Genomic DNA, 24767 nt, shown 5'->3' on the forward strand with positions numbered 1-24767 from the left:
GCTCTCTTGCAATTTACTTCTTCACCATAGGAATGGTGAGACGATTGTGTACACTTGGATCTTCTTCCTTCTGATTCAGTTCAGATTCATTTTTCTCATAGAACCGAAAACTGAGAGGCTGGACATAAGGTACATTCGGAAGTTTATACAAAATTTCATCTTTTTTCTTAATTGATCCGCTAATTTTATAACGATTTCCCCCACCATCCATAAAATTTCCGTATATCCCATAACGATCTCTATTCTCTAGTGGATAGTGCAGGTAAAGTGTTTCCTCATTTGTTGCTGTTGAAATCCTCATATATTTTGGTAGATTCATATCACTATGCATAACTCCACCTGTGTTCGAATCTATAATAAATGACACATAATCCCCCTCTAGCTTCTTAAACCCTTCCACTTGGAGGCTAAGCTCTGTGTACTCCTCATAATAGATTGATTCAAAAATAAGATCAGAGCCATAGCTCTCCAGTAATGAATGCGATTTTCTGCTCGTACCTAAAATGCTTTTGTTTACTACATACAGACTTGGATCTACTAAGCGTCCTACAGCATCATCCGCTTCAGATTGATTCTTGGCTCCTACCGCTTCTACACGTATCCTTGTATTTTGAGTAGACATGGAAATATATTTGATATAATACTCCTGCTCTTGAATCGTAAAGTGTTCATTTACATCAATTGTTTTCATCGGCTTTTCTGGGAAAGTAGGAATATCCATCACAAACTCAGCATAACGAAATCTCTTATCATGGGCATTTGCCGTGATAGATACTTCTTTCTCCACTGCAAGTAAGTCAGTCGACGCATTGTTGGATAATGACACGGTTAGCCTGCCCTGCGTCTTATTGCCTTTGGTTATATAATGAATACCTTCCTCACCGGAATCACCCGATCCAATTTCAATTTTGTTAGAGCGATTCCTTATGAGCCCATTATCAAGCAAGGGTGCTTCTGTCCCTCCTACATTTTCAAGCGTATACCATAGAATGAAGCCGGTACTCGTATCCATAGCCCCATCTATAATGAGCCTCAATCCATTGTTTTCTGGCAACACTTGCCCAATCGGCTGATAATCCCCTTCGTTCAAACGCCTTTCTAAGCCTTGTTCCTGTTTCATTGTGCGTTTCCAGTAACTCATATCCGGTGTAACCAAGGTCCCTTCTGCATTCAGCGGCTGATGTAAATCAGCTGGGGAACGACTATCTGTAAACATATAGAGTATGGCAGCAGATACGATAATCAGCATGGCACCAATAAAAGACCATCGGTAGACCCTCCGCTTCGAGTATTGATTGAAACTTCTTTCTTTTCTTGCCTCTGTCAATCCTTGCTGAACAGCAGCTTCTACCTTTCCCGTATGTAGATTAATCTCGATCCGTTCTCGCTCTTCTTCATAATGCTTCCTCAGCAAGGATCGAAGTATATCCTCGCTGTTCTCTCCAATCTCCATTGCAAGTATCGTCATCGCTTGCTGCAAGTAACGAGTCACGAGCGTTTCTGTCTTCCCTATGTATGTTGCCATTTCAGAGCTGTCTTTCTCTGCAAGATAGGTCAGCAGGAACACTTGTCTTACGGAAGCTGGCATGCGATTAATTGCCTGCTCTATTTGCTTCGACTGCTGGCTTATCATCTGTTTCACTGGAAGAGATTCGCTTGTATTCTCATCTGCATCTCTTAGTTCCATCGAGATTGCTTCCATAGAGGACAAGTTCTGCCGACTCCTGCTTTGCCTCTTCTTGTCTAGTATTAACAGCGTCTGCATGAAAAGAAGCGGAACATCCATTTCTTGATCTTCGCTCTTCCTGCATTCATACCAAACCGCAGCAATTGTATCCTGAAGTAACTGTTCTGCCCGTATATGTTCTCTCGTAAGAGCAGAACTAATCCGATATAACTCTCCTTTTTTTCGATCTACCAGTTCTTCGTACGCCCCGAAATCTGCCTGATTCACAGCTGTCGTTAACTCTTCATCTTTATATGAATGGTATGAACTCAATATCGAATTCCTCCTTGTCTTGAATGCCATTTATTCATGCCTAGTTCACCATTCCTTCCAATCTCATTATCTCATGGTAATTATTGTATTATAAAATCTAATAAAGGAAAATATAATTAAAAAAAGCCCGGCTTCTCAGCCAGACTTTACGTGTTCTGTCTCCCTTTATTGGAGACGATTCGCACGATGCTTTTCCTTTTCTGTTAACCTCTTCTGTACTTCTTCAAGTGTGATACTATCCAGATACAGTTCTACTACCCGTTCTCCATCCTCGTAAATAGTACCCATAACTTCTTTGATATTTGAAGAAACTACACAATTCGAACTCTCGTCCCCAGAACGCCAGTGCGGGGCAAAGGAACCAAGCGCAAATAGTCGATATAAATCTCCTAACCTAACATCACAGGGATTGCTGCTAAGCATATATCCTCCGTGGGCTCCTTCTTTGGTTGTCACATATCTATGCTTACGGAGTACACTCAAAACTTTCCGTACTCTCGCTGGATGAGTTGTCACGCTTTCGGCAATATCTTCACTTTTCGCAATACGTCCTTCTCGGACTCCCAGATACAACAGACCATGCACCGCAATGGTAAACTCACTGTTCATTATCCTGCCCTCCCATAATCTTAGCGTGCTTATCTGTTTCTACCCTATTATGTTACGCAAACCTCCTAAAATCAAACCAGGATTCGCTCACAACTGGAAACACTTGTAAAAATGTTACTATAATGGTGACAGTTTCATTTGTCAAGACAGGCCACCTTGTTATATTAATGACCTGTTTACTGACCAGTGTCTTACGATGATGATTTAATCTCACTGAAGATCTGCTTCATAACCGGAACGTATATTTCCCAGTAGAATGCATTTTGATGTGTTCTCGGAATGAAAAATTTCATGACTACATCCCAGCCTATATACTGAGTAGGGTAAGGCGTGTCCACGCGGTTTGCATAATCTCCTGAAAAATAGTAAGAATAATGTGTTGTATGATTAAACCGAGTAATTGCAGGAAAATGATCTGGAATCCCCGCCGATTTTAATTTCTCTGCTCCAGACTGTGATAAGTCCATCGTATACTCTGCCATTACCTCTGCCCTTGTGCGGCGTTCTACAATATCAAACCATCCATAATAGCTTGTTTTCCCTTTCATCTGGCTCCACTCGTACCCTTTTTCCGAGAATTCAACTCCAAATGATTGAGCCTCTAGATCGCTGCTGTCTAATACCACCATGTTCTCTTCTTCATTAATAAATAATATTCCCTCTCCCTGATAGGTCCATTTTTCCCCAGTTGCGAGAGTGTACCCCTGTTTCAAAAGTGTAGATACATTCGCTAATTCTTTGTAATATCTCCCTTTCCACCCTGTCCATTTTATACCAAACATATTTTCAAGTTGTTGTCTGACTTCCTTATCTGTAGGCGCGCCAAGAATATTATATTCTCCAACAAAAGTAGCTCCTGTTGCTGTCGCATACTGTATTTTTTGGACATCTTCTGATTTCATCCCGCCATAGACTAACTTCTGTTTATACGACCGATCTGCTTGTTGTTCCTGTCTGTATATTCCATATGTATCTGCTGCATAAATCAGATCTTTCCCTTGCAGCGTAGAAGGAAGGGATTGAATATGATTAACAGCGCTTGGGTTAAATCCGTAATAGCTCTCCTCATTAACATAGGTATGACCATTACGATCCCTTATTTTTTGCTGGTTTAGGATCCAAATAAGACCTTTATGCTCGTTATAGTTCATATCCGATACTGACTTATCTATTATAGCAATATCGATTGTCCGAATCGGGTTTGCTCTCCACTGAATCCAGGGATAATTGATAAGTACTAAAATCAGCATCAATATCCCAAGGATTACGGCTGGTTTCCAGACATCAGATTCCACGTGTTCACCATCCTCTATATCTTTATCTATCATTACTTTGGCAAGCACAGTCTAAGTATAATTCGGGTGGTAAAAAATGAAAAGAAGCGTGGTTCACATCCAAATCATAAAACTACTCGGTAAGAGTGTTTTCGTGAAGATATGATATAATGAAGATAAATTTGATTTTATGTAAAAGAGAGGTCCTATACGTGGCGATAAACTCTTCATTTTTACAAATTGCAGCAACTATTGGTATGATCTTTATTGCGCTCAGTGCCATTTTTATTCGCATGAAAGCGGCAAACAGACCCATTACCAAACGGAAGATTATCATCCCTCCCCTCGGTATGAGTACAGGATTTATGATGTTTATCGTGCCACAAACGCACATTCCGTTTCTATGGGCCATTGTTGCTTTTTTGGTTGGTTGGTTTTTATTTGCATATCCGCTCATTAAAAGCACTAAATTCGAGAAAAGAGATGGACAGATCTATGTTTCTAGCTCCAAAAGCTTTATGTTCATTTTGCTAGGTTTGCTTACGGTTCGCTTACTACTTCATGAATTTATACAGAATTATATAACCGTAGTTCAGACAGGAGCCTTATTTTTTGTTTTGGCTTTTGGGATGCTGCTTCACTGGCGGCTGTATATGTTGCGGCATTACAACGAAACTTTTGGGGGCAAGGAGTCTACAACGAGTTCTTAAGTGGATAAAAAAGCTCTGGAATCGAACATCGGATGTGTTCAATTTCTAGAGCTTTTTACTTTTTGCGATTTAAAAAAGCAGCGATGGCTTCCTGATCTATCGTTCCGGGCGTTAACCGGTCTGCTTCTTCGCCATTCTCTATATAGAGAAGAGCAGGCACAGATTCAATCTTAAGCCGGTCTAACAACGTTCCTAATTTTTCTTCATCTTGCTCACGGCCTTCATCTGTATTGTAATAATACACCGTCTGACCCGTACTTTGTGAAGCCTTCTCTAACACGGGCATAAATTCACGACAAAATGGACATGTGGGACGGCCCACATATAGAAACCCCGACTCGCCATGCTCCAAAAAGGTGGACACTTCGTCGTTCGTTACCGCCGTGAGTACCTTTGACTCTTCTTCCTTATCACTTCCATTTATCACTGCTAGTAATATCAATAAAATAACGACAATTCCTGCTCCCCATAACAGAGGATTACTGAATGTGCGTTTACTTTTGCGGCTACTCATTTCGTGCAGACATCCTTTCTAACAATACTTGCACTTGCCCTCTCGCAGTGCGTCCGCTTCATCTTATGGTATGTTGCTATTATTGTCAGTGCGTAATATAACTATCCGATCTCCTATAATAAAAAAAGACACAAAGAAACAGGGCTCTCTTTATGTGGAGGATAAAAGGAGTCCTGTTTCTTACGTTATATTTGCTTACCTGCCTAGAGTATATGGGAAAAGTACGTCTCTTCTCCTCACATCTCTTTATCGGCTTATGCTTTATGCTTATTGTTCAGTCAAAATAATGGGACCATCTGCGGTAATCGCAATCGTATGCTCATATTGAGCTGACAATTCGCCATCCTGTGTACGGGCAGTCCAGCCATCACTGTCTAGCTTGCTGCGATAGGTTCCGATGTTCAGCATCGGTTCAATCGTAATTACCATGCCTTCTTTCAGACGCGGACCGCGTCCGGCAGGACCATAGTGAGGTACTTGCGGTTCTTCATGCATGTCTTGTCCGATCCCGTGCCCGATAAATTCACGTACTACAGAAAATCCTTCTGCTTCCGCATATACCTGAATGGCATTCGAGATATCTCCGATCCGGTTGCCGATTACGGCTTTTTCAATTCCTTTATATAAGGAAGTTTTTGTTACATCCAGCAGCTTCTGTGCTGATTCGGATACATTACCTACCGCATAAGACCATGCGGAATCTGCAAGCCAGCCATCAAGATTAACAACCATATCAATGGTAACGATATCCCCGTCTTTCAGCGCGTATTTCCCAGGGAAACCGTGACAGATCACGTCATTAACCGAGGCACAAGTCGCATATGGATATCCGTTATACCCTTTTTGCTCTGGTGTTGCACCATGTTTTTTCATAAAGCTCTCTGCAAATGCATCAATCTCTTGAGTTTGAATGCCTGGGCGAATGAGCCCTGCAATCTCTCTATGACAAGCGGCAAGAATCTCGCCAGCCTTCTTCATATATTGAATCTCATCTTTACTTTTTAAAATAATCATTTGTGGCTCTCCTTGTCGCTTTTATCGAATCCTCCTTTCTATTGTAACTCTAAATATCTAAAAATAAAAACCCTCAGTTACGGGAGGCCCGGTAATTTGAACTGTATCTTTCAGACGATAAGGTGAGCGAAGGGATTGTTTACGATGGGTACGCGATAATGCTTTGTTCTGCATCTGCATTTTCATCATGCCCCCTCTCATCATCACGCCTCCCTCCTGCTTTTCGGGAGCAATCCAAATAACATTCGGAGGGAATGACCCTTGGTCTTTGCCTTCTGTTTACGTCCTTGATAGCTGCGTAGATTCGTAATCAGCTGGCGATCTCGATCCTCTTCCAGTTTCTCCCTCATCCATGTTTGCTGTTCTTCCACCAGCACTTGCAGGTCATCGTTTTGTTTTCGAAGTTTTGCATGCTCCCGCTCAAGCTCCACCATACGCTCTTGGAGCATCTGCCATTCTACATTCATTTGTTCCATTTGCGCAGAAGTCACCTCTGCCGTCTGAAGAACTTGTTTCTGCTCTACAGGCGAATGCGTCTGAACCGTTGGAATCGCACTTTGTGCCAATACTGGGTTCACGATCTCTTTTGCAGCAGCTGCTTTTTCACTGCCGATCTCCATGACAATGACAGCCGCATCTTGCAATGGCAGGTTCTTCTCACGGAGAAGTGTCATTAGAGTTTTGACCCGCTCAATATCACGGTTGCCAAATAATCTTGATTTGTTTGCCGCACGTTCAAAATGGTACCCTTGCTCTTCGAGTGCCGCCGCATATTTACGAAGTGTGCTCGCTCCAATGCCCAGTTCTTTTGCAGTCTCCGTCGTTGCTCCTGTTTCGTTACCATTCAAATGCATATTCATATTCATTACCTCCCGGATTTTACAATCAATTGGTTTGTAAAAACATTCGTCATGAACCATGCCTGCGTTGGTCAACTTATGGATAAGGGCGTCTTAAGAACTGTTGTTTGCGCGAGCAACAGTCTTATCTAATGGATTAGTTAAATCAATCTCAAAATGCTGAGAACTTGATTTAAGGTAACAAGCAGTTATAAAGACGTTTCACTCACAGGTGACTCTCTATAAATCTTGTTATACTCTAAATTCGTTCTTTCCATCTTATTTCCTTTGGCGTAATTCTTCTAAGAATGAGGTATCGTAAGAAGTTTTGTCGGGTATAAAATATGACTTTTCTCCTTTATCTTTCGACAGAACCCTCCCCGTTCTTCCCATCCTTTCGCTCCCTACTGTCATTGATATGTGAGGTTACCTCCTAAATAATAGGTAATATCGTTTGATTATTGATAAATACACAAAAATTATGTTATCTTATGTAACGTTGAATAGATGCATGCATAGAATATAATGATAATGAAACAGAAAGAACTTCATGTTTATATTCTTCATGACGGTTTATAACGGGAGGGCAATGGGCGATGAGAAGCAGAACAGGAAAAGTGGCGATTGTTGGGGCAGGTCTTGTCGGTTCGAGTGCAGCATACTCAATGATTAATCAAGCCATCGCGGGTGAAATTATGCTGATCGGGCGAACCTATGAAAAAGCACTCGGTCAAGCGCTCGATCTGTCACACAGCATGGATTTTACTTATCAACGGACAAAGGTACATGCTGGAACCTATGCTGATTGCAAAGATATGGATGTCATTATTATTACGGCGGGGGCTAATCCAAAACCAGGTCAGACTCGTCTGGATATATTAGAAGAAGCTGTACTTATTACGAAAGAAATTGTGGCTCCTATTATGGAGAGCGGATTTCAAGGTGTATTTGTAGTAGCTGCGAACCCCGTGGATATTATTACTTATCTCGTCTGGAAACTGTCTGGTCTACCGAGAAGCCAAGTCATTGGAACAGGTACATCGATTGATTCTTCGAGACTTAAAACCATTCTTTCGGAGATTTTCTCCATCGATCCGCGCAGTGTCCACGGATATGCACTTGGAGAACATGGCGAATCTCAATTTGTGGCCTGGTCTCATGTTACCATTGGCGGCAAACCCATTCTTCATATCCTCGATCAACATAAGGAACGATTCAAACATCTCGATCTTGCAGATATTTCTCGCAAGACACGGGATGCAGGCTGGGAGATCTTCACCCGAAAAGGATCGACTCAGTTCGGCATCGGCAGTGCAATTGCGTTCATTACACGTTCTATTCTGACGGATGATCATAAGATTATCGCTGTTTCTTCTATTCTAGATGGGGAGTACGGACAAAAAGATATATGCGTTGGTGTTCCTGCCATTATTGGAGGCAGAGGAATCGAAGAGGTTATCGAGCTTCAGTTAGCAGAAGAAGAAATGAAACTGTTCGAATACTCCTGTCAGGTCCTTCGCGGAAATATTAATAATCTATTATAGTTCTCCTCATCCGGTACTTCGAATGAATAGGAAGACCGGATGAGCCTCAACAATTCTTGCCTAACTCCTCACTCGCGATTGCATAAATTAACGAAAATGGTATATTATGAAATTATATCTTGTCATACATAATGTAAAAGTAGAAGAAATACAAATTAAAGGCAATGTTATCTGATGATTATCAGGTACAACCTCGGAGAAATAATCTCTCTTTAGGTTGTACCTTTTTTAATGTGGGTAAAGATAAAACAGAATGTACTCTGAATCAATTTCACAACTCTTCAAAACGATAAATTTGTAACTATATATAGACAAATGGAACCGTTTCGATCTATACATAGTTCTGATGAAAGTAACTAGAGGTATGATGAAATTGATTCATTCTTTATAAGAATTTTGTACACCATCATTACTACACAGGAGGTTCTCTCATGTTATTAGAAGCTATCTATCATCACCCTAAGCAGCACTGGGCCTATGCATATGACAAAGATACGGTCCATCTGCGGATTCGTACCAAACGAGACGATGTCCACCAAATAACGCTTCTTGCCGGTGACAAATATGACTGGGAGAAAACAAAAATGTATCTTCCTCTTAAAAAATGGACATCAGATTCCATGTTCGATTATTTTACATGCGAAGTAAAACCACCTTATCACCGGTTACGTTATGCCTTTCATCTTGAGAGTGATAGTGAATCGATATGGATGGACGAGAACGACTTTTTAGAAGAAGAACCGGAAACGCCCAGCCGATTGTTCGAGTTCCCTTATATTAATCAGATTGATGTCTTCACTCCGCCAGCTTGGGTTAAAGATGCAGTGTTCTATCAGATCTTTCCTGAGCGTTTTGCTAACGGAGATCCAAGTAATGATCCGGAAGGTGTACTCCCTTGGGGCGGCAAACCGGAACGGGATAATTTCTTTGGCGGTGATCTTCAGGGGGTAATCGATCATCTCGATTATTTATCTGAACTTGGTATAACAGCGATCTACTTTACCCCTGTTTTTGAAGCTACCACCAATCATAAATATGATACGGAAGATTATTTGCGGGTGGATCGTCACTTCGGTGATGCAGATACACTTAAGAAGCTCGTCAACTTATGTCACGAACGCGGAATTCGCGTATTGCTTGATGCTGTATTTAATCACTCTGGACGTACGTTCAAGCCTTTTGTCGACTTACAAGAGAACGGTGAGAATTCCAAATATAAAGATTGGTTTCATGTTCGTAAATTTCCGATTGATGTAGAAGACGGCATTCCCACATACGATACCTTTTCTTTTGAGCCGCTGATGCCGAAACTAAACACCGAAAACCCAGAGGTGAAGGAGTATTTGCTGAAGGTAGCCGAATATTGGATCAAAGAAGTCGGAACAGACGGCTGGCGTCTTGATGTTGCGAATGAAGTGGATCATCAGTTTTGGCGTGAGTTCCGCAGTACAGTTAAAAAAGCGAACCCTGAAGCTTATATTCTCGGAGAAGTGTGGAACGAATCTTCACCTTGGCTGCAAGGAGATCAGTTTGATGCCTCGATGAACTATCCATTCACCAACGCGGTTAATGATTTCTTTGTAATCGACAAGATGGATGCTTACCAGTTTGCTAACTCGATCGGTCGCCAGTTATCTAGATATCAGCTCCAGGCTTCTGAAGTGGCCTTTAACTTGCTGGATAGTCATGATACCGCTCGTCTACTAACCCTTTGTAATGGAGATAAACGCAAAATGAAGCTTGCTGCACTCTTCCAGTTTACGTATCTTGGCACTCCGTGCATTTATTATGGAGACGAGATCGGAATGGACGGAGAATATGATCCAGACTGCCGTAAATGTATGGAATGGGACGAAAAAAAGCAAGACCGGGAACTATTCTCTTTCTACCAAAAATTAATACGTCTCCGTCTAAACCATGCTGCGCTTCGGACTGGCGAGATTCAGTTCATTGAAGCCGAACCACAAGGGAAAAGAATCGTTTTTGAGCGGAAAAATGATAAGGAAGATATCCTTGTGCTAATGAGTAAATCGGAGGAACCGGAGCAATTTAATGTATCAGTTAAATCCGATAAATATATTGACCTCTTCTCTGGTATGGAGCAACCGGTGAATAGTGGCCAACTCTCCATTGTGGTTCCTGCCTATGGGTATGCCGTTCTTCAAGCAGTGAAGGGATAAAGAACATACAAAGCGGGATCGAAACCTAAGCCCAAGTTTCGCAGAAATGCGAGTGCTTGGGTTTTCTTTTGCCCAAAGTTTGACTTTAATATCACTATAACGTAATATTGCGATATAGTGATATGAAAATTACTGAGGTGAAATGAAATGATGGATAACGATATTAAACAATATAACGAGATGTCCGAATGTCTGAAAGCACTCGCTCATCCTGTCAGACTCTGTATCATTAGAGGTTTACTCTCGAAAGGCCACTGTAATGTGACTTACATGCAGGAGTGTCTTGGTTTGCCACAGTCTACGGTCTCCCAGCATCTGCAGAAACTACGCAGTATGGGCATCGTCGAGACCGAGCGGCATGGACTTGAAGTTCGTTACACAGTGAAAGACCCCCGCGTAAAAGGGTTGATGGAATTATTTTTTCAGGAGGACAAATAAATGAGTAAAAAAGTCATCATTGTAGGAGGCGTAGCGGGCGGGGCATCTGCAGCTGCTCGTCTACGAAGGCTCGATGAAGAAGCACATATCATCATGTTTGAACGAGATGAATACATATCATTTGCTAACTGTGGATTACCTTACTATATCGGAAACACGATCACTGATCGTTCTAAGCTTATTGTGCAGACACCGGAAGCGATGACTCAGCGATTCAACCTTGATATTCGTACCAAGAGCGAGGTAATTGCTATCCATCCCGAAAGAAAAACAGTGACCGTTCGCAGTGCTGAAAAAGGAAGCTATGAGGAGAGTTATGATGCGCTCATCCTATCACCAGGCGCTGCACCGATCCGCCCTGCTCTGCCAGGTATTGACCACCCCCAAATCCATACGGTTCGGAACATTCCAGACACCGATCGGATTAAAAAACAGGTGATCTCTCCTGAGACAAAAACAGCGGTCGTTGTAGGCGGAGGGTATATTGGGGTAGAAATGGCCGAGAACCTTAAGGAAGCCGGACTTGAAGTAACGATGGTCCAGTCAGCTGATCAACTTCTCGGTACATTTGACCGTGAAATGTCGAATATAATGGCTCAGGAGATGGAGCAACAGGGAGTCGAGTTGTTATTTAAGGACACGGTAGAGTCCTTTAAAGACACAAACGGCAAAGTTACCCTCACTCTCCGCAGCGGCCGAGTGCTCACCAGTGATCTTGTCATCCTTGCCGTGGGTGTGAAACCAGATACCGGTTTTCTGAAAGACAGCGGCATTGCCCTCGGAAATCGCGGTCATATTCAGGTCAATACGGCACTAGAAACCAACATACCAAATATCTATGCAGTCGGTGATGCCGTAGAGATTCATGAAGACGGAGCAGTTACCGCGATCCCGCTTGCCGGCCCAGCCAATAAACAAGGCCGAATTGCAGCAGACCGAGTTGCCGGACTTAAAACAACTTATAAAGGCGGCCACGGAACATCCATCATTAAGGTATTTCAACTGACGGGTGCCCAAACCGGACTTACCGAGAAGAAGCTGAAAGAGCTCGGTACTGACTATCACACAGTCTATGTACATCCCAATGCACATGCAGCTTACTATCCTGGAACAACACCAATGACAATCAAGCTGTTGTTTGATCCGCAGGGTGTGATTCTCGGAGCACAGGCGGTGGGAAGAATAGGTGTGGACAAGCGTATTGATGATATCGCGACCGTTCTTCATTTTGGCGGAACCGTTACTGACCTCACTGAACTCGATCTGGCCTATGCCCCTCCTTTCTCCTCTGCTAAGGACCCTGTAAATATGCTGGGTTATGTTGCGGAGAATGTAGTGACAGGACGAATGGATGTATTTACACCAGAAGAACTGAGTGACAGGGAATCTAGTCGGTCTTTACTGGTCGATGTGAGATCTGTGATTGAGCATCAGAACGGACATATTCCTGGTTCCCTGCATATTCCGGTGGATGAGCTGAGAGAACGTATGCATGAACTCGACCCTAATAAAGAAATCTGGGTGTACTGCCAAGTTGGTCTGCGCGGCTACACCGCTTCCCGCATTTTACAGCAGCATGGCTATCGTGTTCGCAATCTGACAGGAGGGTACAAAACATACAAGATGAGTACATTTAAACCAGCAAAGAAAATTGATCCATCTACTCCTGCACCTGCAGCGTCGAACTTCATAGATGCTGCTCACCCAAACGGGACAAAGCAAGCATCTGAAAATAACATTTCTGCCGACATCCATCTGGATGCCTGCGGCTTATCCTGCCCCGGACCTCTTATTGAGGCCAAAAGAGCTATGGATGGTCTGAACCCAGGACAAGTGCTGCAAATCACGGCAACAGATCCCGGCTTTTACGAAGATGTAAAATCCTTTGCACGCATGTCTAACCATGACGCGCTTCAGGTGGAGCGATTGCCTGATGGACAGATTAAAGCGCTTTTGAAGAAAAAAGAAGCAGAAGTAAATAGTCGGGACAAAGATGATGTATCGCCGGCACCGAATACCGTCCCAAGTGTTACCAAAACGCCTGAAGGAACAACCATGGTCGTATTCAGCGGTGAATTAGATAAGGCCATTGCCTCCTTTATCATTGCGAACGGAGCTGCAGCAAGCGGCAAGAAAGTCACCATGTTCTTCACGTTCTGGGGGCTGAATGTCCTTCGTAAATCGGAACCTGTACAAGTGAAGAAAGATTTCCTTGGCAAAATGTTTGGTCTCATGATGCCGCGCGGCAGTCGTAAGCTTCCTTTATCCCGTATGAATATGATGGGTGCCGGTTCTAAGATGATTCGCGGCGTTATGAAAAAGAATAACATCTCGTCCGTTGAGGATTTAATGGAAACAGCTAAAGAACAAGGGATTGAGCTCGTGGCTTGTCAGATGTCTATGGATGTGATGGGAATACAGAAAGAAGAACTCATTGATGGTGTGAAAATTGGCGGAGTTGGATATTATCTCGGTCAAGCAGATCAATCGGGAATTAATTTATTTATTTAATCGGATCAAATTCATCATTTAATAATTTATACAAACAAAGACCCTCTTAAGATATCTGTTATACAGATCATCTTATAGAGGGTCTTTTCTATATATATGCTTATACATGATTGGCGCTGTTATCTCTGAGACGAAGATAGATCGGTAAAAGAAGGACGAGCATCAGAGAGTCCATAGTTTTCAACTTCTGGAGTATGATCCTCTTCTTTTGGCTGGCTCCTTCCCTGCTCATCAAAGCCTATCTTCTCCCTCACAATATATAAGGGTCTGCCCCTTGATTCATCGTAAATTCTAACCATGTATTCTCCAATTACTCCGAGGATCATCATTATAATCCCATTAAGCAAGAGGGTGATCAACAGGAGCCATGACCACCCTGCTACCTTGTTATCCGTAAACAATGGTAAGCATAGGGTTACTAGCAAGCTGACAAAACTAATACAGGAGATGAAAACCCCTGCATAAGTTGCTATTTTGAGAGGCTTATCAGAAAAAGAGGTTATATTTTTCACTATTAATTGTATCTTTTTACGTAATGGATACTTGGCTTGCCCTGCATTCTGTTCTTCTTGATCATATTCAAGCCCAAACTGTCTGAAGCCTACCCAGCTGACGAGTACTCGAACGATGCGATTCTTTTCTTGAAACATCTTCATAGCTTCGTTCACCTTCCGGTCAATCAGCCGGAAATCATCTGGAACTAGGGGAATATTATTGTTCGTTAGCCCTTTCAGGATACGGTTGTACACAGCTGCTGACACTCGTTTCATTCCTGATTCATTCCCGCGTTCTCTTCGTTGAGCACTTACGACATCATACCCTTGATTCCAAAGTTTGATCATGTCATGGATTAGTTCCGGCGGATCTTTCAGGTCCGCATTCATAACAATAATAGCCTGCCCTGTTGCAGCATCCATTCCTGCTGTTATTGCCATTTGCTGACCAAAATGACGTGAGAATTCGATAACCCGAACGGAGGAGTCGATTAGAGCAGCCTGTGTCAAAATATCCATCGTGTGATCTGTGCTGCCATCATTCACAAAAATGAGTTCATACGGTTGTCCCGTCTGCTCCATAACCTTCGTTAGCCGACTGTACGTAACCTGGATAATCTCTTCCTCGTTATAAACGGGAACCACGATAGAATACATGACCTGCCCTTCCATTTCCTCGCTCACTCCCCTACGATTCTTATAGCGTCACTATACTGAATCATTATGAACTGAGTATGAATGATACAGGCCTTTCCCTATACGAAATCCCCTGTTACAGTCTAAGATACACTCTAAAAGTCGTTCCCTCTCCAAGCTCGGATTCCACCTGAATTCGGCCCTCATGAAGATCAATAATCTTCTTCGCAATCGATAATCCCAGTCCGCTGCCTTCATAGCGATTACGGGAAGCATCGGCTTTATAAAATCTCTCGAAGATCCGCTGTAAATCTTCTTTAGCCATCCCTTCTCCATGATCCTTAATCGCAATAACAGCATAGCCCCGTTCTCGGGTCATTGAAATTTCGATGCTGCCTCCTTCCGAAGAAAACTTCAGTGCATTATGAATCAGGTTGGTCCATACCTGACTGAGCTGATCCCGATCTGCCTGAATTACGAGCTCCTGCAGATGGAGATGAAAAGTAATCGACTTGCTGGTCCATATCGGCTCCAAAGTTAAAATAACATCTCTCAGCTGACGATCGAGTCTATATGCTTCGATCTGGAAAGGATGTTTATCTGAATCGAGAGATGACAACTTCAGCAAATTGCGAATGAGCCTGGATAAACGTTCGCTTTCCGTTTCAATAATACTTGCGTACCGAATTCGCTCTTTATCACTAAGTTCACTAATCGTGAGTGCCTGGGAGAAGCCGTGAATCGAAGTGAGCGGTGTCTGCATTTCATGGGATACATTCGATACAAAATCTTTACGCATCTGTTCCAGTTGTCCGAGTTCACTCGCCATAAGCTGAATGCTCTCTGCCAGCTCCCCAATCTCATCTCTGCGTTTCATACGAAGGTTGATTCTAAAATCACCGCGGGCAATTTGCCTTGTTGCACTGGTCATTTTCTTCAGCGGGCTTACGAGAAAACGTGAAGCCATCAGGATAAGAAAACTGCCGACAAGCAAAGATGTCAAATTAATCATGGTGTTATTACGCCTAAAACTCTCACGTTGCGGTTTTAGATTAGGCTGTAAAAACATGGCGTATACCCCATCTGTCGTTTGTAAAGGTACACCAATCGCAACCGGGCGCATCGGACCTCCGTTTTGGCTTTCCTCCTGGATAATCGCATTTGCTCCGCTCAGTACCGTATCCACTTCTTCCGTATAATTCCCCTGTTTGACCGGTGGATTCTGCCCTTTATTTTCACTATCTATCGTTTGTCCATCCGGACCAACAAGCGTAATATGAAGCTCCCGCATGAGGCTCGAAGTCTGCTCAACAAATACAGATAAGTCTTCCGGTTGCCATGTATCATACAATTGCTGTACTTTCGCTCCTTCTTCCATCAGTTCAGCAGACATATCACGGTTGACATCCTTTTCAAACCAGCGAAAAGCGATGAATGATGAAATCAGTAAACTAATAACAGTAACTGCTATAAAAGTAAGAACAACCCGCACATACAGACTGCGGATCATACCAATTCCTCGAGTCGATAACCAAGTCCCCGGATGGTGACAATCCGAAAACCCGTCTTATGATCAGGAAACCGCTCGCGCAGTCTTTTAATGTGAACATCTACCGTTCGCTCGTCTCCCTCGTAATCAAGCCCCCAAATATCTTCAATGAGCTGCTCCCTGGTAAAGGTAATTCCAGAATAACTGGCCAGCTTATAAAGCAGTTCAAATTCCTTAAGAGGCAGTGTCACAGAAGACTGTTCCGATATGACTTGGAACGAAGGACGATCTAGTGTAAGTCTCCCTACTTTTACCGTTTGGTCCATGGAGACCCGGTATCTTTTGAGCAGCGCTTTTACTCTAACTACCAGCTCTTGAGGGGCAAAAGGCTTGACCATATAGTCATCTGTACCGAGTTCAAAACCTTTCACTTTATCCTCGGTTTCTCCCTTAGCCGTAAGCATAAGAATCGGAATATCGCTCCATGCCCGCAAGTGACCGCAGAGTTCCCAGCCGTCCATACCCGGCATCATAATATCTATAATCACAAGATCAGGCTTCATGGAATCCAGCACAGTGAGTGCATCTTCTCCATCCTTTGCCTGGTAGACATCTAGACCTTCCCGTTTCAGAAATAATTCAATCAGTTCCCGGATATGAGCTTCATCGTCTACCACCAAAATTTTAGCCATTATCTTAAGGTCCTCCCTATGATCCATATAGTTTGAAACATCTAAAGTTATTTTAAAATCAATCCACTTATCATTATACTTTTTCTCACAAAAATAAAAAAAGAAGCCCTTACGTAAGTCAAGGGCTCCTGAAATGATGATCCTCTTGTGATGACGGCTCTTCATTATCTTCAAACACCCAAAGTGAACTTCCCAAATAACTCACTATCACACTGCAGACCGTCGCCAGCAGCTTGCTGTAAAAGAGTGATATACCGAAATAATAATAAACTACATGTAGTAAACCTATGGATATCATCAGCGTAATCATATGTATAGAAATGAAACGAACCAGCTTACCAAAACTCCGTTTTTTCATAGATACAAACGTTAAGTTCCGATTCCAAACATAGCTGTTAAGCATACCAGCCACATAGCCGATTATCTGAGCAGAGGCAACAGGTACCAAGCAGAGATGAAGCAAAAAGAAGATACCCAGATCAACCGCCAGATTCAGTATACCGACCAAAAATAATCGATAATATGATGAATTTTTATGTAAAGCCTGTCTCATCTGCATCCCCCGTGTAAACCTAAAGTTTACTTTGTGATCTAAACTTATGTATCTCAATAGAAGTTTTCTAACTGTGAGTAACCTAAATAATACCGAAAAATAATGAACTGAATATGAATTAGAAATTTCAGAAAAAAAAGAAAAGAATCCCGCAATTTGCGTGATCCCCTGTTAAAAATTTTATTTTTTCCACTTGTGAAAAGAATTCTTTTCGCCTTCTTATAATAAAGGAGTTCTTTTCATCGATACGCTGGATTCTCTCACGATCAGTCTTGGTTCAAACTCTACTTTCTCATAGGGAGCCTGATTATTCTCCTTAATTCGCTTAATGAGCAGTTCCGTAGCTAGACGAGCACACTCATCGCCTAATATCGTGACTGAACTAATCTGAGGGGATGTAAGCGTCGTCCACAGATTATTATCAATCCCCACAATGGCTACATCCTCGGGAACACGCACGCCTAATTCCTTGAAACGATTCACCATACCAATCGCAATCATATCGTTACAGGCATAGACCGCATCCGGCATTTCCTTAAGACTATAAAAATAATTCGCTGCCTCCATCCCGGTCTGAAGTGAAAAGTCATTCCCGAAATAAGTTAATGAAATATCAACCTGCGGAAGCGCACGCTCATAGGCAAAATACCGTTCTTCGATCATATCTTTGGCCGCTCCGGCATAAGCAATCCTCGTTCGTCCCATTTTCAGCAAATGCTCCATGACCAGGTTTCCTTCCTGCTTGGACATACACACAATATCTGCCTTATATTCAGGGCCTAGCTTTTTTCCATAATTAATAATAGATATCGGTACAGGAGACTTACTAATCAGATCTCCCAATGTTTTGGGGTAAGCAAGCGGAAGAATGATCATTCCGTCTACATGGAGTTTTTTCACTTCTCGAATTGCTTCAAGCTCCGCTCTCGCATTTCCTGAAGTATTGATTTGGACTACACGATATCCATAATGTTTGGCGGTCTGCTCTACAGACCAAGCAATCTCCGGCATAATCGCATTGCGAATATCGGATACCACAAGTGCAATCTGGTGGGTGTGGCGTACTTTTAAACTTTGTGCCGAAGTATTCGGGGTGAACCCAAGCTCTTCAATGGCTTCCAGGACTTTCGCCTTTGTCTTGGCACTGATGCCGCTTGTATTATTAATAGCCCGCGAGACGGTCGCTATTCCAACCCCCGCTTTCTTAGCTACATCCTCTATCGTAATTTTCTGATCTTTATTATTATTCACGCACTCGGCAACCTCTCTTTAAACTGGAATCGTTTCCTGTTTCCTAGATGAAGTAGGATTCTATTTTTATTATATCATAGCTGCTATCTTATCAAGATATCCTCCAGAGCAAACATCTTGAAATAGAATCAATTTCATATCTCACTTCGTAAAGAAATTAACTTATATATACAGTGGGCAGGGATTTTGAAATTGACATTATATAAAATATATGACATATTTGAATCGGAAACGTTTCCCAAAAATATTGTTTTGAAGACATTAATGCGAAGCGATATTTCTTGGAAGTAGAGCAATACATGAAGAACATAATCGAAAAACAGCAGGCTGCTTTATGGATTTTGCTTGCAAGCTAACTTTTCTATTTAGGAGATGATTCGTTGTGAAAGCGCTTAGATGGCATGGTGTGAAAGATCTGCGAGTGGAACAAATCGAGGAACCAAAAGCTCTACCTGGGAAAGTAAAAATCAAAGTCGAGTGGTGCGGGATTTGCGGCAGCGACTTGCACGAATATACGGCGGGTCCGATCTTTATTCCAGCTGACAAACCTCATCCAATTACGGGAGAGCAAGCGCCTGTTGTCATGGGTCATGAATTCTCTGGACAAGTTGTTGAAGTTGGAGAAGGCGTAACCCGTCTGCAAAAAGGAGACCGCGTTGTTGTTGAACCGATCTTCAACTGCGGTAAATGTACAGCATGTCGCCAAGGTAAATATAATCTTTGCGACAAAATGGGCTTCCTCGGTCTTGCCGGCGGCGGGGGCGGTTTCTCCGAATATGTTGCTGCCGATGAGCATATCGTTCACAAAATTCCAGATACCGTATCCTATGAACAAGGCGCCTTGGTGGAACCTTCTGCCGTTGCTCTTTATGCAGTTCGCCAAAGTAAACTGAAAGTTGGCGACAAAGCCGTTGTTTTCGGTGCCGGACCAATCGGACTACTCGTAATCGAGGCGCTAAAAGCATCTGGTGCGTCCGAAATATATGCAGTGGAACTCTCTGCTGAGCGCAGCGCAAAAGCTACAGAACTTGGAGCACAAGTCATTAATCCGAAAGAGGTCCATGATGTAGTGGAAGAAATCCACCGCTTAACAGATGGCGGTGCTGATGTAGTATTCGAAGTAACAGGTGTGCCGCCTGTACTTGAACAAGCACTCGAAGCTGTCCGAATTGGCGGAGAACTCATGATTGTCAGCATTTTTGAAAAAGAAGCACCGATTCAGCCTAATAAAATTGTCATGCAAGAACGCACTATCTCCGGCATTATCGGATACCGTGATGTATTCCCAGCGGTAATCAGCCTTATGGAAAAAGGCTACTTCCCTGCTGACAAATTGGTAACAAAACGCATTAAACTTGATGATGTGATTGAGCAAGGTTTTGAAGGTTTACTAAAAGAAAAGAGCCAAGTTAAAATCCTCGTAAAAGCGGAATAATATAAGTCTTATTAAGGACTGCTGTCTTTACAGCAGTCTTTTGGTGTTTATTTTTATGACGCATTGCAATGGATAGTCTTGTCTTGGTATTATTTTTTTCTTAGTGGAATAATTCGGGTTGGACCTCTTAAATATAGTCCGCCTCTGTTGCTAAAAAAACCGACGATACAGTTCTCTCCGGCGCTCTCCACGAAGCTGAGCATAGATTTGCGTGGTTGAAGCTTTTTCATGACCAAGCATACCTTGGATAAACTCTAACGGTGCCCCGTTATCAAGCAGCTGGCATGCATAAGTATGACGGAATCGATGGGGATACACATTAGCCTCCACGGCTCCGCGATCTGCCAATCGCTTTAATACCCACCTTAGCGTTGGAATGGCCATTCGCTTAACAGGATTGGTATCCGTTACAAACAAGGCTTTACAGGAGTCTTCTCGACTTGCTAAATACTTCTTCAACCATACTTTACACTCCGTGGTGAAGTAGACTTCTCTTTGCTTTGAACCCTTCCCGTTTACAATGGCAGAGCAATTCTCCCAGTTCAAATCCTCCATATTTAATTTCTCGACTTCTCCAATCCGGCAACCCGTGCTGTAGAGAAACTCTAGTAGAGCTCTTTCTCTTTGTGTCTGACAAGAAATCTTCAGATGAATTACATCTTCCTCCATCAAAAACTTAGGAATTCGCTTATCCATTTTTGGCTCACGTAATTTGAGTGAAGGGTTAGTCGGTAAATAGGTTTCTTCATATGCATAACGGAATAAGGATCGCACAAAACGGATGCGGTGCCCTAAACTACTGGGCTTTAATCGATTGGATTGCTTTGCTAGGTATTCCTTTAACAGGTTCAGGGTTACTTCGGAAATTTCTATATCCCCAAGATCTATAACCAACATCCTGAGCTGTAAAGCATATGCTTTCAATGTATTTGGGCTAAACCCCTGAATTCGCTTGTCTGCTTCGTAATGATGCCAAAGTTCACTTAAAATCATAATATAACCTCCTACTAGAGCGATTAATTCTAGTTTGCTACTAATAGTAGGATTATAGACACTAGATTAAACTAACGTTTTTCCGTTAGTTGAATAGGGGACCAAGTAATTTAAATTCAATAACGATTATTATTGCTATTAAAATTAAACACATTTCAGTTAAAGTCAAAATAGATTGCTTCGGATATTGTGTATATTTCCATTCAAAAAATGCTCTTACCATATAATCCAATACCATAAAAGCAATTACTGCAATTAAAATCAGGTAAATTAAATCTTCATAATAAATCAACAGCACAAAAGATAGAATCACCAGGATAATCGCAGAAAAAGCCCTCAAACCTTTATCAATTTTTCTATGTAACTCGTTTATGTAATTAAAAGAAAAAAACTCTTTTTTTACTTTCTCAATTTTGAGTAGGTTCCTCAGAAGAAGCTTAACTGTTGAAATAAGGACAAAAACAATTATCGCAATCAAACAAAATTTTATCCAGAACACACAACTCCTCCTATCCCATTAATTTTTTCTTTTGTTCCCTATCAATAAATATCCAAGTGTAATATATCAACCAAAATACAATAGGAACTAACGACACATAATGTCTCTGATTTGCTGGAATAAAGTAAAGTAAAAATAGCCCAATTATAAACATTGGTGGCATTAGAATAAAGTACTTCTTCTTATCCAACGTGCATCCCCTCCGTTTTGTTTAATTCTAACAAAAAAAACATCCTCTCACACAACTAACCTACTCGTTGCATAACTAAAAGGGAGCAGCTGCCAACTGACAAGCTGCTCCCTGCTGTGTTCAACTAACGTTTTACAGTTAGTCCAATAATGTCCAATCCCTTAATTATTTTCAGGTGGTCCCTCTAGAAGGAAATTGATATAACCCTATTAAAATTAAAAACAGTACGAGAAAAATAATTCCGATTAGTACTAATATCTTGAATGTTCCAGAAGATTGCGATTTACGTTTGAGTTGACTTTCGACACTTGTCAATCGATCTTTAATTTCTTGAATTTCTTTTTCGTGTTCCATGATCTCTCCCCTTCACTCAGGTTCATTTACACTACATCTTAATGGAATATTATAACATAACCTGTTTTTTACTTACTTTTCATTTACTCTAAACTACCGGTTTGCTTATGTAGATTCCAACTGGCAAGCTGCTTCTTGCTGTATTTAACTAACGTTTTATCCTTTCTTCAGCATAAAACTCTCTCAGGACATTAGATGGAGCTGCGGTCTATAACCTTTAAGTAAACTATTTAGATCCTGGAGGGGATTGAAAAAAAGCACCTCATGAAAGGCGCTTTACTTAATTATTAATATAAAAAAATCAGTTAAGAAGTAAATCTTTCATATTTTCACTCGGAACAGCTTCTACGTAAGTATATCTTGTTTGTTCCTCATTTTTTTCATCTACCCATGTCACTTTCACAAGAACTTCTTGGTAATTAGACTCAAAATTCTGATCAATCTTCGATTCATTTATGAAAAAAGAGCCTCCAACCTCATATTGTTTTATGTCTAGAGGATCTAGATTAATCGGATTAGGATTATTTGTAGTAGTTACAAGCAAACTAGCTGCGTACAAACTATCTATCAATTCTAAACTTGGCATAAAACTTATATATACTTTATTCATATTATTTGTAGGGTTTTCAAGCAGAAGAAGATAAATAATATTTTCGTCTTTATAATCAACTGATACTTTCAACTGATATGGCAACTCTGATTCCTTAGTTATATCTTGTTGGTTGTTCTTTTTATACTTCTCCTCAAGATCATTTAAATCTATAGAGTACAAAGATTGTTGGTCGATATCTTCCCATTTTGTTTCATTGTTTTCAATTTCTGAGGAAGGGTCACTTGTAGTGGAACTTTCTCTTTGACAACCAACTAAAATGAACAGCGTGAGTACAAGACAAGTAGTAAAAATTAATATGAGATAACGTCTCATGAAGTCCCTCCAAGTAATAACTATTGTAGGAGAACGACTCGATTCCACTGCCATGTCGTTCCCACAAAATATCAAAATAATTCAAATAGATATTCGCGAGAATTTCTTCGTCTCTAAATACCCGTTCTGATTAGCTCTCTAAAATGCAAATTCTTCGACAGCACGATTTTTTTGATAAGCTTATACCCCTCTATTTCATGTGTCTCGTTTTTCCGTTAGTTCAATGCCTCAGTTAAATGCAAACATTATTTCTACTTCACAAACCAATTCATTGTTTACCATTGCCCTGCCTGTTCCTTTGACAATCTGTCCCTTGGTTCGAGTCACTTCGAATTCAAGATAGAGTTGATCTCCTGGTTTTACTTGCTTTTTGAACCGACAATTATCAATACCAGTCAGTAACCCTATCTTATGGTTATTGCTCTCTACGTTGGACATAGCGATACCACCCACCTGTGCCAGTGCTTCTACAATCAAGACTCCAGGCATGACAGGATAATCGGGAAAGTGACCAAGGAAATAGGGTTCATTAAAAGTCACATTTTTGATTCCAACGGCTTTCTTTCCCTCAACAATTTCTAAGATTCTATCAACTAAAAGGAAGGGATATCTATGGGGAATAAGCTCTTTAATTTGGTTAATATCAAGCATGGATTTCCTCCTCTAATATTGATTCATAACCATTCTAACGTTGTTTGGTAAAATAATCCATTGCCTTGCTAACCTGCCCTTTTAACTCAAAGAAAAAGCAGCCAAATTTTCATCGGCTGCTTACTTGTTCTAATTCAACTAATGTTTTTTCGTTAGCTTAATCTAAGGTTCCAAGTTTAATAGAAAACTGATGTAAAGCTCCCGGTATCCCTCTAAACATAAGAATTCCTTGATTAACTAAAATCCAAATCCTATAAGAAATAAATGAATATCCAACAAGTTGTCGCGATATATCAAACATCTTCTCGACAACTCTCCCTGCCTTGATAAACCCATCCTCATCTTGTTCTTGCTCTAGTTCCATAACTGACCTTATTATCACTTCGTCTAGTGAATTCTCATCGCAGCTTCTAACAGTCCCTTCTTCCCACAAACGAAGTACATGATTTTCTCTCGCCAGTATTAACCATTCTGATTCATACCTTCTTCTTTGACTAGGATCAAGTGGAACACCTTTAAAGTAGTTTCTCAATATTTCCTGAAAATGGTCGTGATCAATTAAACTTCTAGCGTAGGGAACTCCTTCTTTGTTTTGTAGCTTAGTAGCTTTAACGATCTCCGTTACATTTACAACATTAACTGGCTGTTTTCGTTCTCTCAACAAATGCAACACAAAGCGTAATCCTGTTTGATCATGTGCATTATCAGCACACCAAATAACGATGGTTTTATTTTCGGGAATGTCTTTAACTACTTTTACCATATTGTCAAGCTGATGCTCTTGGTTGAAATGTTGACCATATCTGAAAGCCTCATCGTATTCCATTAACCAAAAGTTTTTCCGTTAGCTTAATGATCAGCATTTCTTCTTATAATAGGGTTCATCGTATCGTTGGTTGAGCAAAAGCTAAGAGCACCCGATTCGGGTGTCCTTTGACGTCATCGAATTGACGGTCGACAACGATCCAGCAAA

At 41.5% G+C, this 24767-nt stretch carries 24 protein-coding genes; 6 read left to right on the plus strand and 18 right to left on the minus strand.

The window, feature by feature from the left end; translation table 11 throughout:
- Positions 1-13 precede the first annotated feature (13 nt).
- The 3 genes from PV403_RS18345 to PV403_RS18355 all read right to left on the minus strand — a co-directional run bounded on the left by PV403_RS18345 (position 14) and on the right by PV403_RS18355 (position 3903).
- Positions 14-1999, minus strand: a complete 1986-nt coding sequence (locus PV403_RS18345) for an RNA polymerase sigma factor (protein ID WP_332085550.1) — start codon at positions 1997-1999, stop codon at positions 14-16.
- Positions 2000-2164: 165 nt separating this feature from the next.
- Positions 2165-2608, minus strand: a complete 444-nt coding sequence (locus PV403_RS18350) for an Rrf2 family transcriptional regulator (protein WP_213532998.1) — start codon at positions 2606-2608, stop codon at positions 2165-2167.
- A gap of 191 nt (positions 2609-2799) precedes the next feature.
- Positions 2800-3903, minus strand: coding sequence for a hypothetical protein (locus PV403_RS18355; protein WP_332085551.1), 1104 nt, complete (start codon positions 3901-3903; stop codon positions 2800-2802).
- A gap of 191 nt (positions 3904-4094) precedes the next feature.
- Here PV403_RS18355 and PV403_RS18360 point away from each other — a divergent pair, with 191 nt between their 5' ends.
- Positions 4095-4592 carry a CcdC family protein gene (locus PV403_RS18360; protein WP_332085552.1) on the plus strand — a complete coding sequence of 166 codons (498 nt, stop codon included), beginning with the start codon at positions 4095-4097 and terminating at the stop codon, positions 4590-4592.
- A 55-nt stretch (positions 4593-4647) separates the two neighbouring features.
- Here the strand turns inward: PV403_RS18360 and PV403_RS18365 are convergent, their stop codons facing one another.
- The 4 genes from PV403_RS18365 to PV403_RS18380 form a co-directional block, all read right to left on the minus strand.
- Positions 4648-5106, minus strand: a complete 459-nt coding sequence (locus tag PV403_RS18365; RefSeq protein WP_332085553.1) for a thioredoxin family protein — start codon at positions 5104-5106, stop codon at positions 4648-4650.
- A gap of 267 nt (positions 5107-5373) precedes the next feature.
- Positions 5374-6120: a type I methionyl aminopeptidase gene (map, locus tag PV403_RS18370; protein ID WP_160035027.1), complete on the minus strand. Its 747-nt coding sequence runs from the start codon at positions 6118-6120 to the stop codon at positions 5374-5376.
- 57 nt (positions 6121-6177) lie between these two features.
- A complete protein-coding gene (locus PV403_RS18375) occupies positions 6178-6327 on the minus strand; it encodes a hypothetical protein (protein WP_332085555.1) in 150 nt (49 codons plus the stop codon).
- A complete protein-coding gene (locus PV403_RS18380) occupies positions 6324-6980 on the minus strand; it encodes a hypothetical protein (protein ID WP_332085556.1) in 657 nt (218 codons plus the stop codon). Before PV403_RS18380 ends, PV403_RS18375 begins: the two co-directional genes overlap by 4 nt.
- A 575-nt stretch (positions 6981-7555) precedes the next feature.
- Here PV403_RS18380 and PV403_RS18385 point away from each other — a divergent pair.
- The 4 genes from PV403_RS18385 (at position 7556) to PV403_RS18400 (ending at position 13632) form a co-directional block, all read left to right on the plus strand.
- Positions 7556-8503, plus strand: a complete 948-nt coding sequence (locus PV403_RS18385) for an L-lactate dehydrogenase (RefSeq protein WP_332085557.1) — start codon at positions 7556-7558, stop codon at positions 8501-8503.
- A gap of 431 nt (positions 8504-8934) precedes the next feature.
- On the plus strand, positions 8935-10683 hold the full coding sequence (locus tag PV403_RS18390) for an alpha-glycosidase (RefSeq protein WP_332085558.1): 1749 nt from the start codon (positions 8935-8937) through the stop codon (positions 10681-10683).
- A gap of 150 nt (positions 10684-10833) precedes the next feature.
- Complete coding sequence (locus PV403_RS18395; RefSeq protein WP_160035228.1) at positions 10834-11121, plus strand: ArsR/SmtB family transcription factor; 288 nt, start codon at positions 10834-10836, stop codon at positions 11119-11121.
- A complete protein-coding gene (locus PV403_RS18400) occupies positions 11122-13632 on the plus strand; it encodes a CoA-disulfide reductase (RefSeq protein ID WP_332085559.1) in 2511 nt (836 codons plus the stop codon).
- A 119-nt stretch (positions 13633-13751) separates the two neighbouring features.
- Here the strand turns inward: PV403_RS18400 and PV403_RS18405 are convergent, their stop codons facing one another.
- The 5 genes from PV403_RS18405 to PV403_RS18425 form a co-directional block, all read right to left on the minus strand.
- Positions 13752-14798: a glycosyltransferase family 2 protein gene (locus tag PV403_RS18405; RefSeq protein ID WP_332085560.1), complete on the minus strand. Its 1047-nt coding sequence runs from the start codon at positions 14796-14798 to the stop codon at positions 13752-13754.
- 100 nt (positions 14799-14898) lie between these two features.
- Positions 14899-16272 carry a sensor histidine kinase gene (locus tag PV403_RS18410; protein ID WP_332085561.1) on the minus strand — a complete coding sequence of 458 codons (1374 nt, stop codon included), beginning with the start codon at positions 16270-16272 and terminating at the stop codon, positions 14899-14901.
- Positions 16269-16943, minus strand: a complete 675-nt coding sequence (locus tag PV403_RS18415) for a response regulator transcription factor (protein WP_332085562.1) — start codon at positions 16941-16943, stop codon at positions 16269-16271. The genes PV403_RS18410 and PV403_RS18415 overlap by 4 nt, the downstream gene beginning before the upstream one ends.
- Positions 16944-17061: 118 nt before the next feature.
- Positions 17062-17496, minus strand: a complete 435-nt coding sequence (locus PV403_RS18420; protein WP_332085563.1) for a GtrA family protein — start codon at positions 17494-17496, stop codon at positions 17062-17064.
- 219 nt (positions 17497-17715) lie between these two features.
- The gene (locus PV403_RS18425) at positions 17716-18747 is read right to left on the minus strand and encodes a LacI family DNA-binding transcriptional regulator (protein WP_332085564.1); all 1032 of its coding nucleotides are present in this window, start codon (positions 18745-18747) and stop codon (positions 17716-17718) included.
- Between the two features lie 382 nt (positions 18748-19129).
- On the opposite strand from PV403_RS18425, the gene PV403_RS18430 reads away from it, so the two are divergent.
- Positions 19130-20182 carry a 2,3-butanediol dehydrogenase gene (locus PV403_RS18430; RefSeq protein ID WP_332085565.1) on the plus strand — a complete coding sequence of 351 codons (1053 nt, stop codon included), beginning with the start codon at positions 19130-19132 and terminating at the stop codon, positions 20180-20182.
- A 150-nt stretch (positions 20183-20332) separates the two neighbouring features.
- On the opposite strand, the gene PV403_RS18435 is transcribed toward PV403_RS18430, so the two are convergent.
- The 6 genes from PV403_RS18435 to PV403_RS18460 form a co-directional block, all read right to left on the minus strand.
- Entirely contained in the window at positions 20333-21175 is an 843-nt protein-coding gene (locus PV403_RS18435) for a tyrosine-type recombinase/integrase (RefSeq protein WP_332085566.1), read from the minus strand.
- An 85-nt stretch (positions 21176-21260) separates the two neighbouring features.
- Positions 21261-21674, minus strand: coding sequence for a DUF4181 domain-containing protein (locus PV403_RS18440; RefSeq protein WP_160037226.1), 414 nt, complete (start codon positions 21672-21674; stop codon positions 21261-21263).
- Between the two features lie 361 nt (positions 21675-22035).
- Positions 22036-22218 carry a hypothetical protein gene (locus PV403_RS18445; RefSeq protein ID WP_332085567.1) on the minus strand — a complete coding sequence of 61 codons (183 nt, stop codon included), beginning with the start codon at positions 22216-22218 and terminating at the stop codon, positions 22036-22038.
- Between the two features lie 301 nt (positions 22219-22519).
- A complete protein-coding gene (locus PV403_RS18450) occupies positions 22520-23143 on the minus strand; it encodes a hypothetical protein (RefSeq protein WP_332085568.1) in 624 nt (207 codons plus the stop codon).
- 228 nt (positions 23144-23371) lie between these two features.
- Entirely contained in the window at positions 23372-23794 is a 423-nt protein-coding gene (fabZ, locus tag PV403_RS18455) for a 3-hydroxyacyl-ACP dehydratase FabZ (protein ID WP_332085569.1), read from the minus strand.
- 157 nt (positions 23795-23951) lie between these two features.
- Entirely contained in the window at positions 23952-24620 is a 669-nt protein-coding gene (locus PV403_RS18460; RefSeq protein WP_332085570.1) for a DUF3658 domain-containing protein, read from the minus strand.
- Positions 24621-24767: the final 147 nt, after the last annotated feature.

This window comes from Paenibacillus sp. GYB006, assembly GCF_036577645.1.
In the GTDB taxonomy this organism is placed as follows: domain Bacteria; phylum Bacillota; class Bacilli; order Paenibacillales; family Paenibacillaceae; genus Paenibacillus.

Coding starts and splice junctions, on each gene's coding strand:
- PV403_RS18350 (WP_213532998.1), bottom strand. CDS start 2,608: ATGAACAGTGAGTTTACCATTGCGGTGCATGGTCTGTTGTATCTGGGA.
- PV403_RS18365 (WP_332085553.1), bottom strand. CDS start 5,106: ATGAGTAGCCGCAAAAGTAAACGCACATTCAGTAATCCTCTGTTATGG.
- map (WP_160035027.1), bottom strand. CDS start 6,120: ATGATTATTTTAAAAAGTAAAGATGAGATTCAATATATGAAGAAGGCT.
- PV403_RS18380 (WP_332085556.1), bottom strand. CDS start 6,980: ATGAATATGCATTTGAATGGTAACGAAACAGGAGCAACGACGGAGACT.
- PV403_RS18385 (WP_332085557.1), top strand. CDS start 7,556: ATGAGAAGCAGAACAGGAAAAGTGGCGATTGTTGGGGCAGGTCTTGTC.
- PV403_RS18390 (WP_332085558.1), top strand. CDS start 8,935: ATGTTATTAGAAGCTATCTATCATCACCCTAAGCAGCACTGGGCCTAT.
- PV403_RS18395 (WP_160035228.1), top strand. CDS start 10,834: ATGGATAACGATATTAAACAATATAACGAGATGTCCGAATGTCTGAAA.
- PV403_RS18400 (WP_332085559.1), top strand. CDS start 11,122: ATGAGTAAAAAAGTCATCATTGTAGGAGGCGTAGCGGGCGGGGCATCT.
- PV403_RS18405 (WP_332085560.1), bottom strand. CDS start 14,798: ATGGAAGGGCAGGTCATGTATTCTATCGTGGTTCCCGTTTATAACGAG.
- PV403_RS18410 (WP_332085561.1), bottom strand. CDS start 16,272: ATGATCCGCAGTCTGTATGTGCGGGTTGTTCTTACTTTTATAGCAGTT.
- PV403_RS18415 (WP_332085562.1), bottom strand. CDS start 16,943: ATGGCTAAAATTTTGGTGGTAGACGATGAAGCTCATATCCGGGAACTG.
- PV403_RS18420 (WP_332085563.1), bottom strand. CDS start 17,496: ATGAGACAGGCTTTACATAAAAATTCATCATATTATCGATTATTTTTG.
- PV403_RS18435 (WP_332085566.1), bottom strand. CDS start 21,175: ATGATTTTAAGTGAACTTTGGCATCATTACGAAGCAGACAAGCGAATT.
- PV403_RS18445 (WP_332085567.1), bottom strand. CDS start 22,218: ATGGAACACGAAAAAGAAATTCAAGAAATTAAAGATCGATTGACAAGT.
- PV403_RS18450 (WP_332085568.1), bottom strand. CDS start 23,143: ATGAGACGTTATCTCATATTAATTTTTACTACTTGTCTTGTACTCACG.
- fabZ (WP_332085569.1), bottom strand. CDS start 23,794: ATGCTTGATATTAACCAAATTAAAGAGCTTATTCCCCATAGATATCCC.
- PV403_RS18460 (WP_332085570.1), bottom strand. CDS start 24,620: ATGGAATACGATGAGGCTTTCAGATATGGTCAACATTTCAACCAAGAG.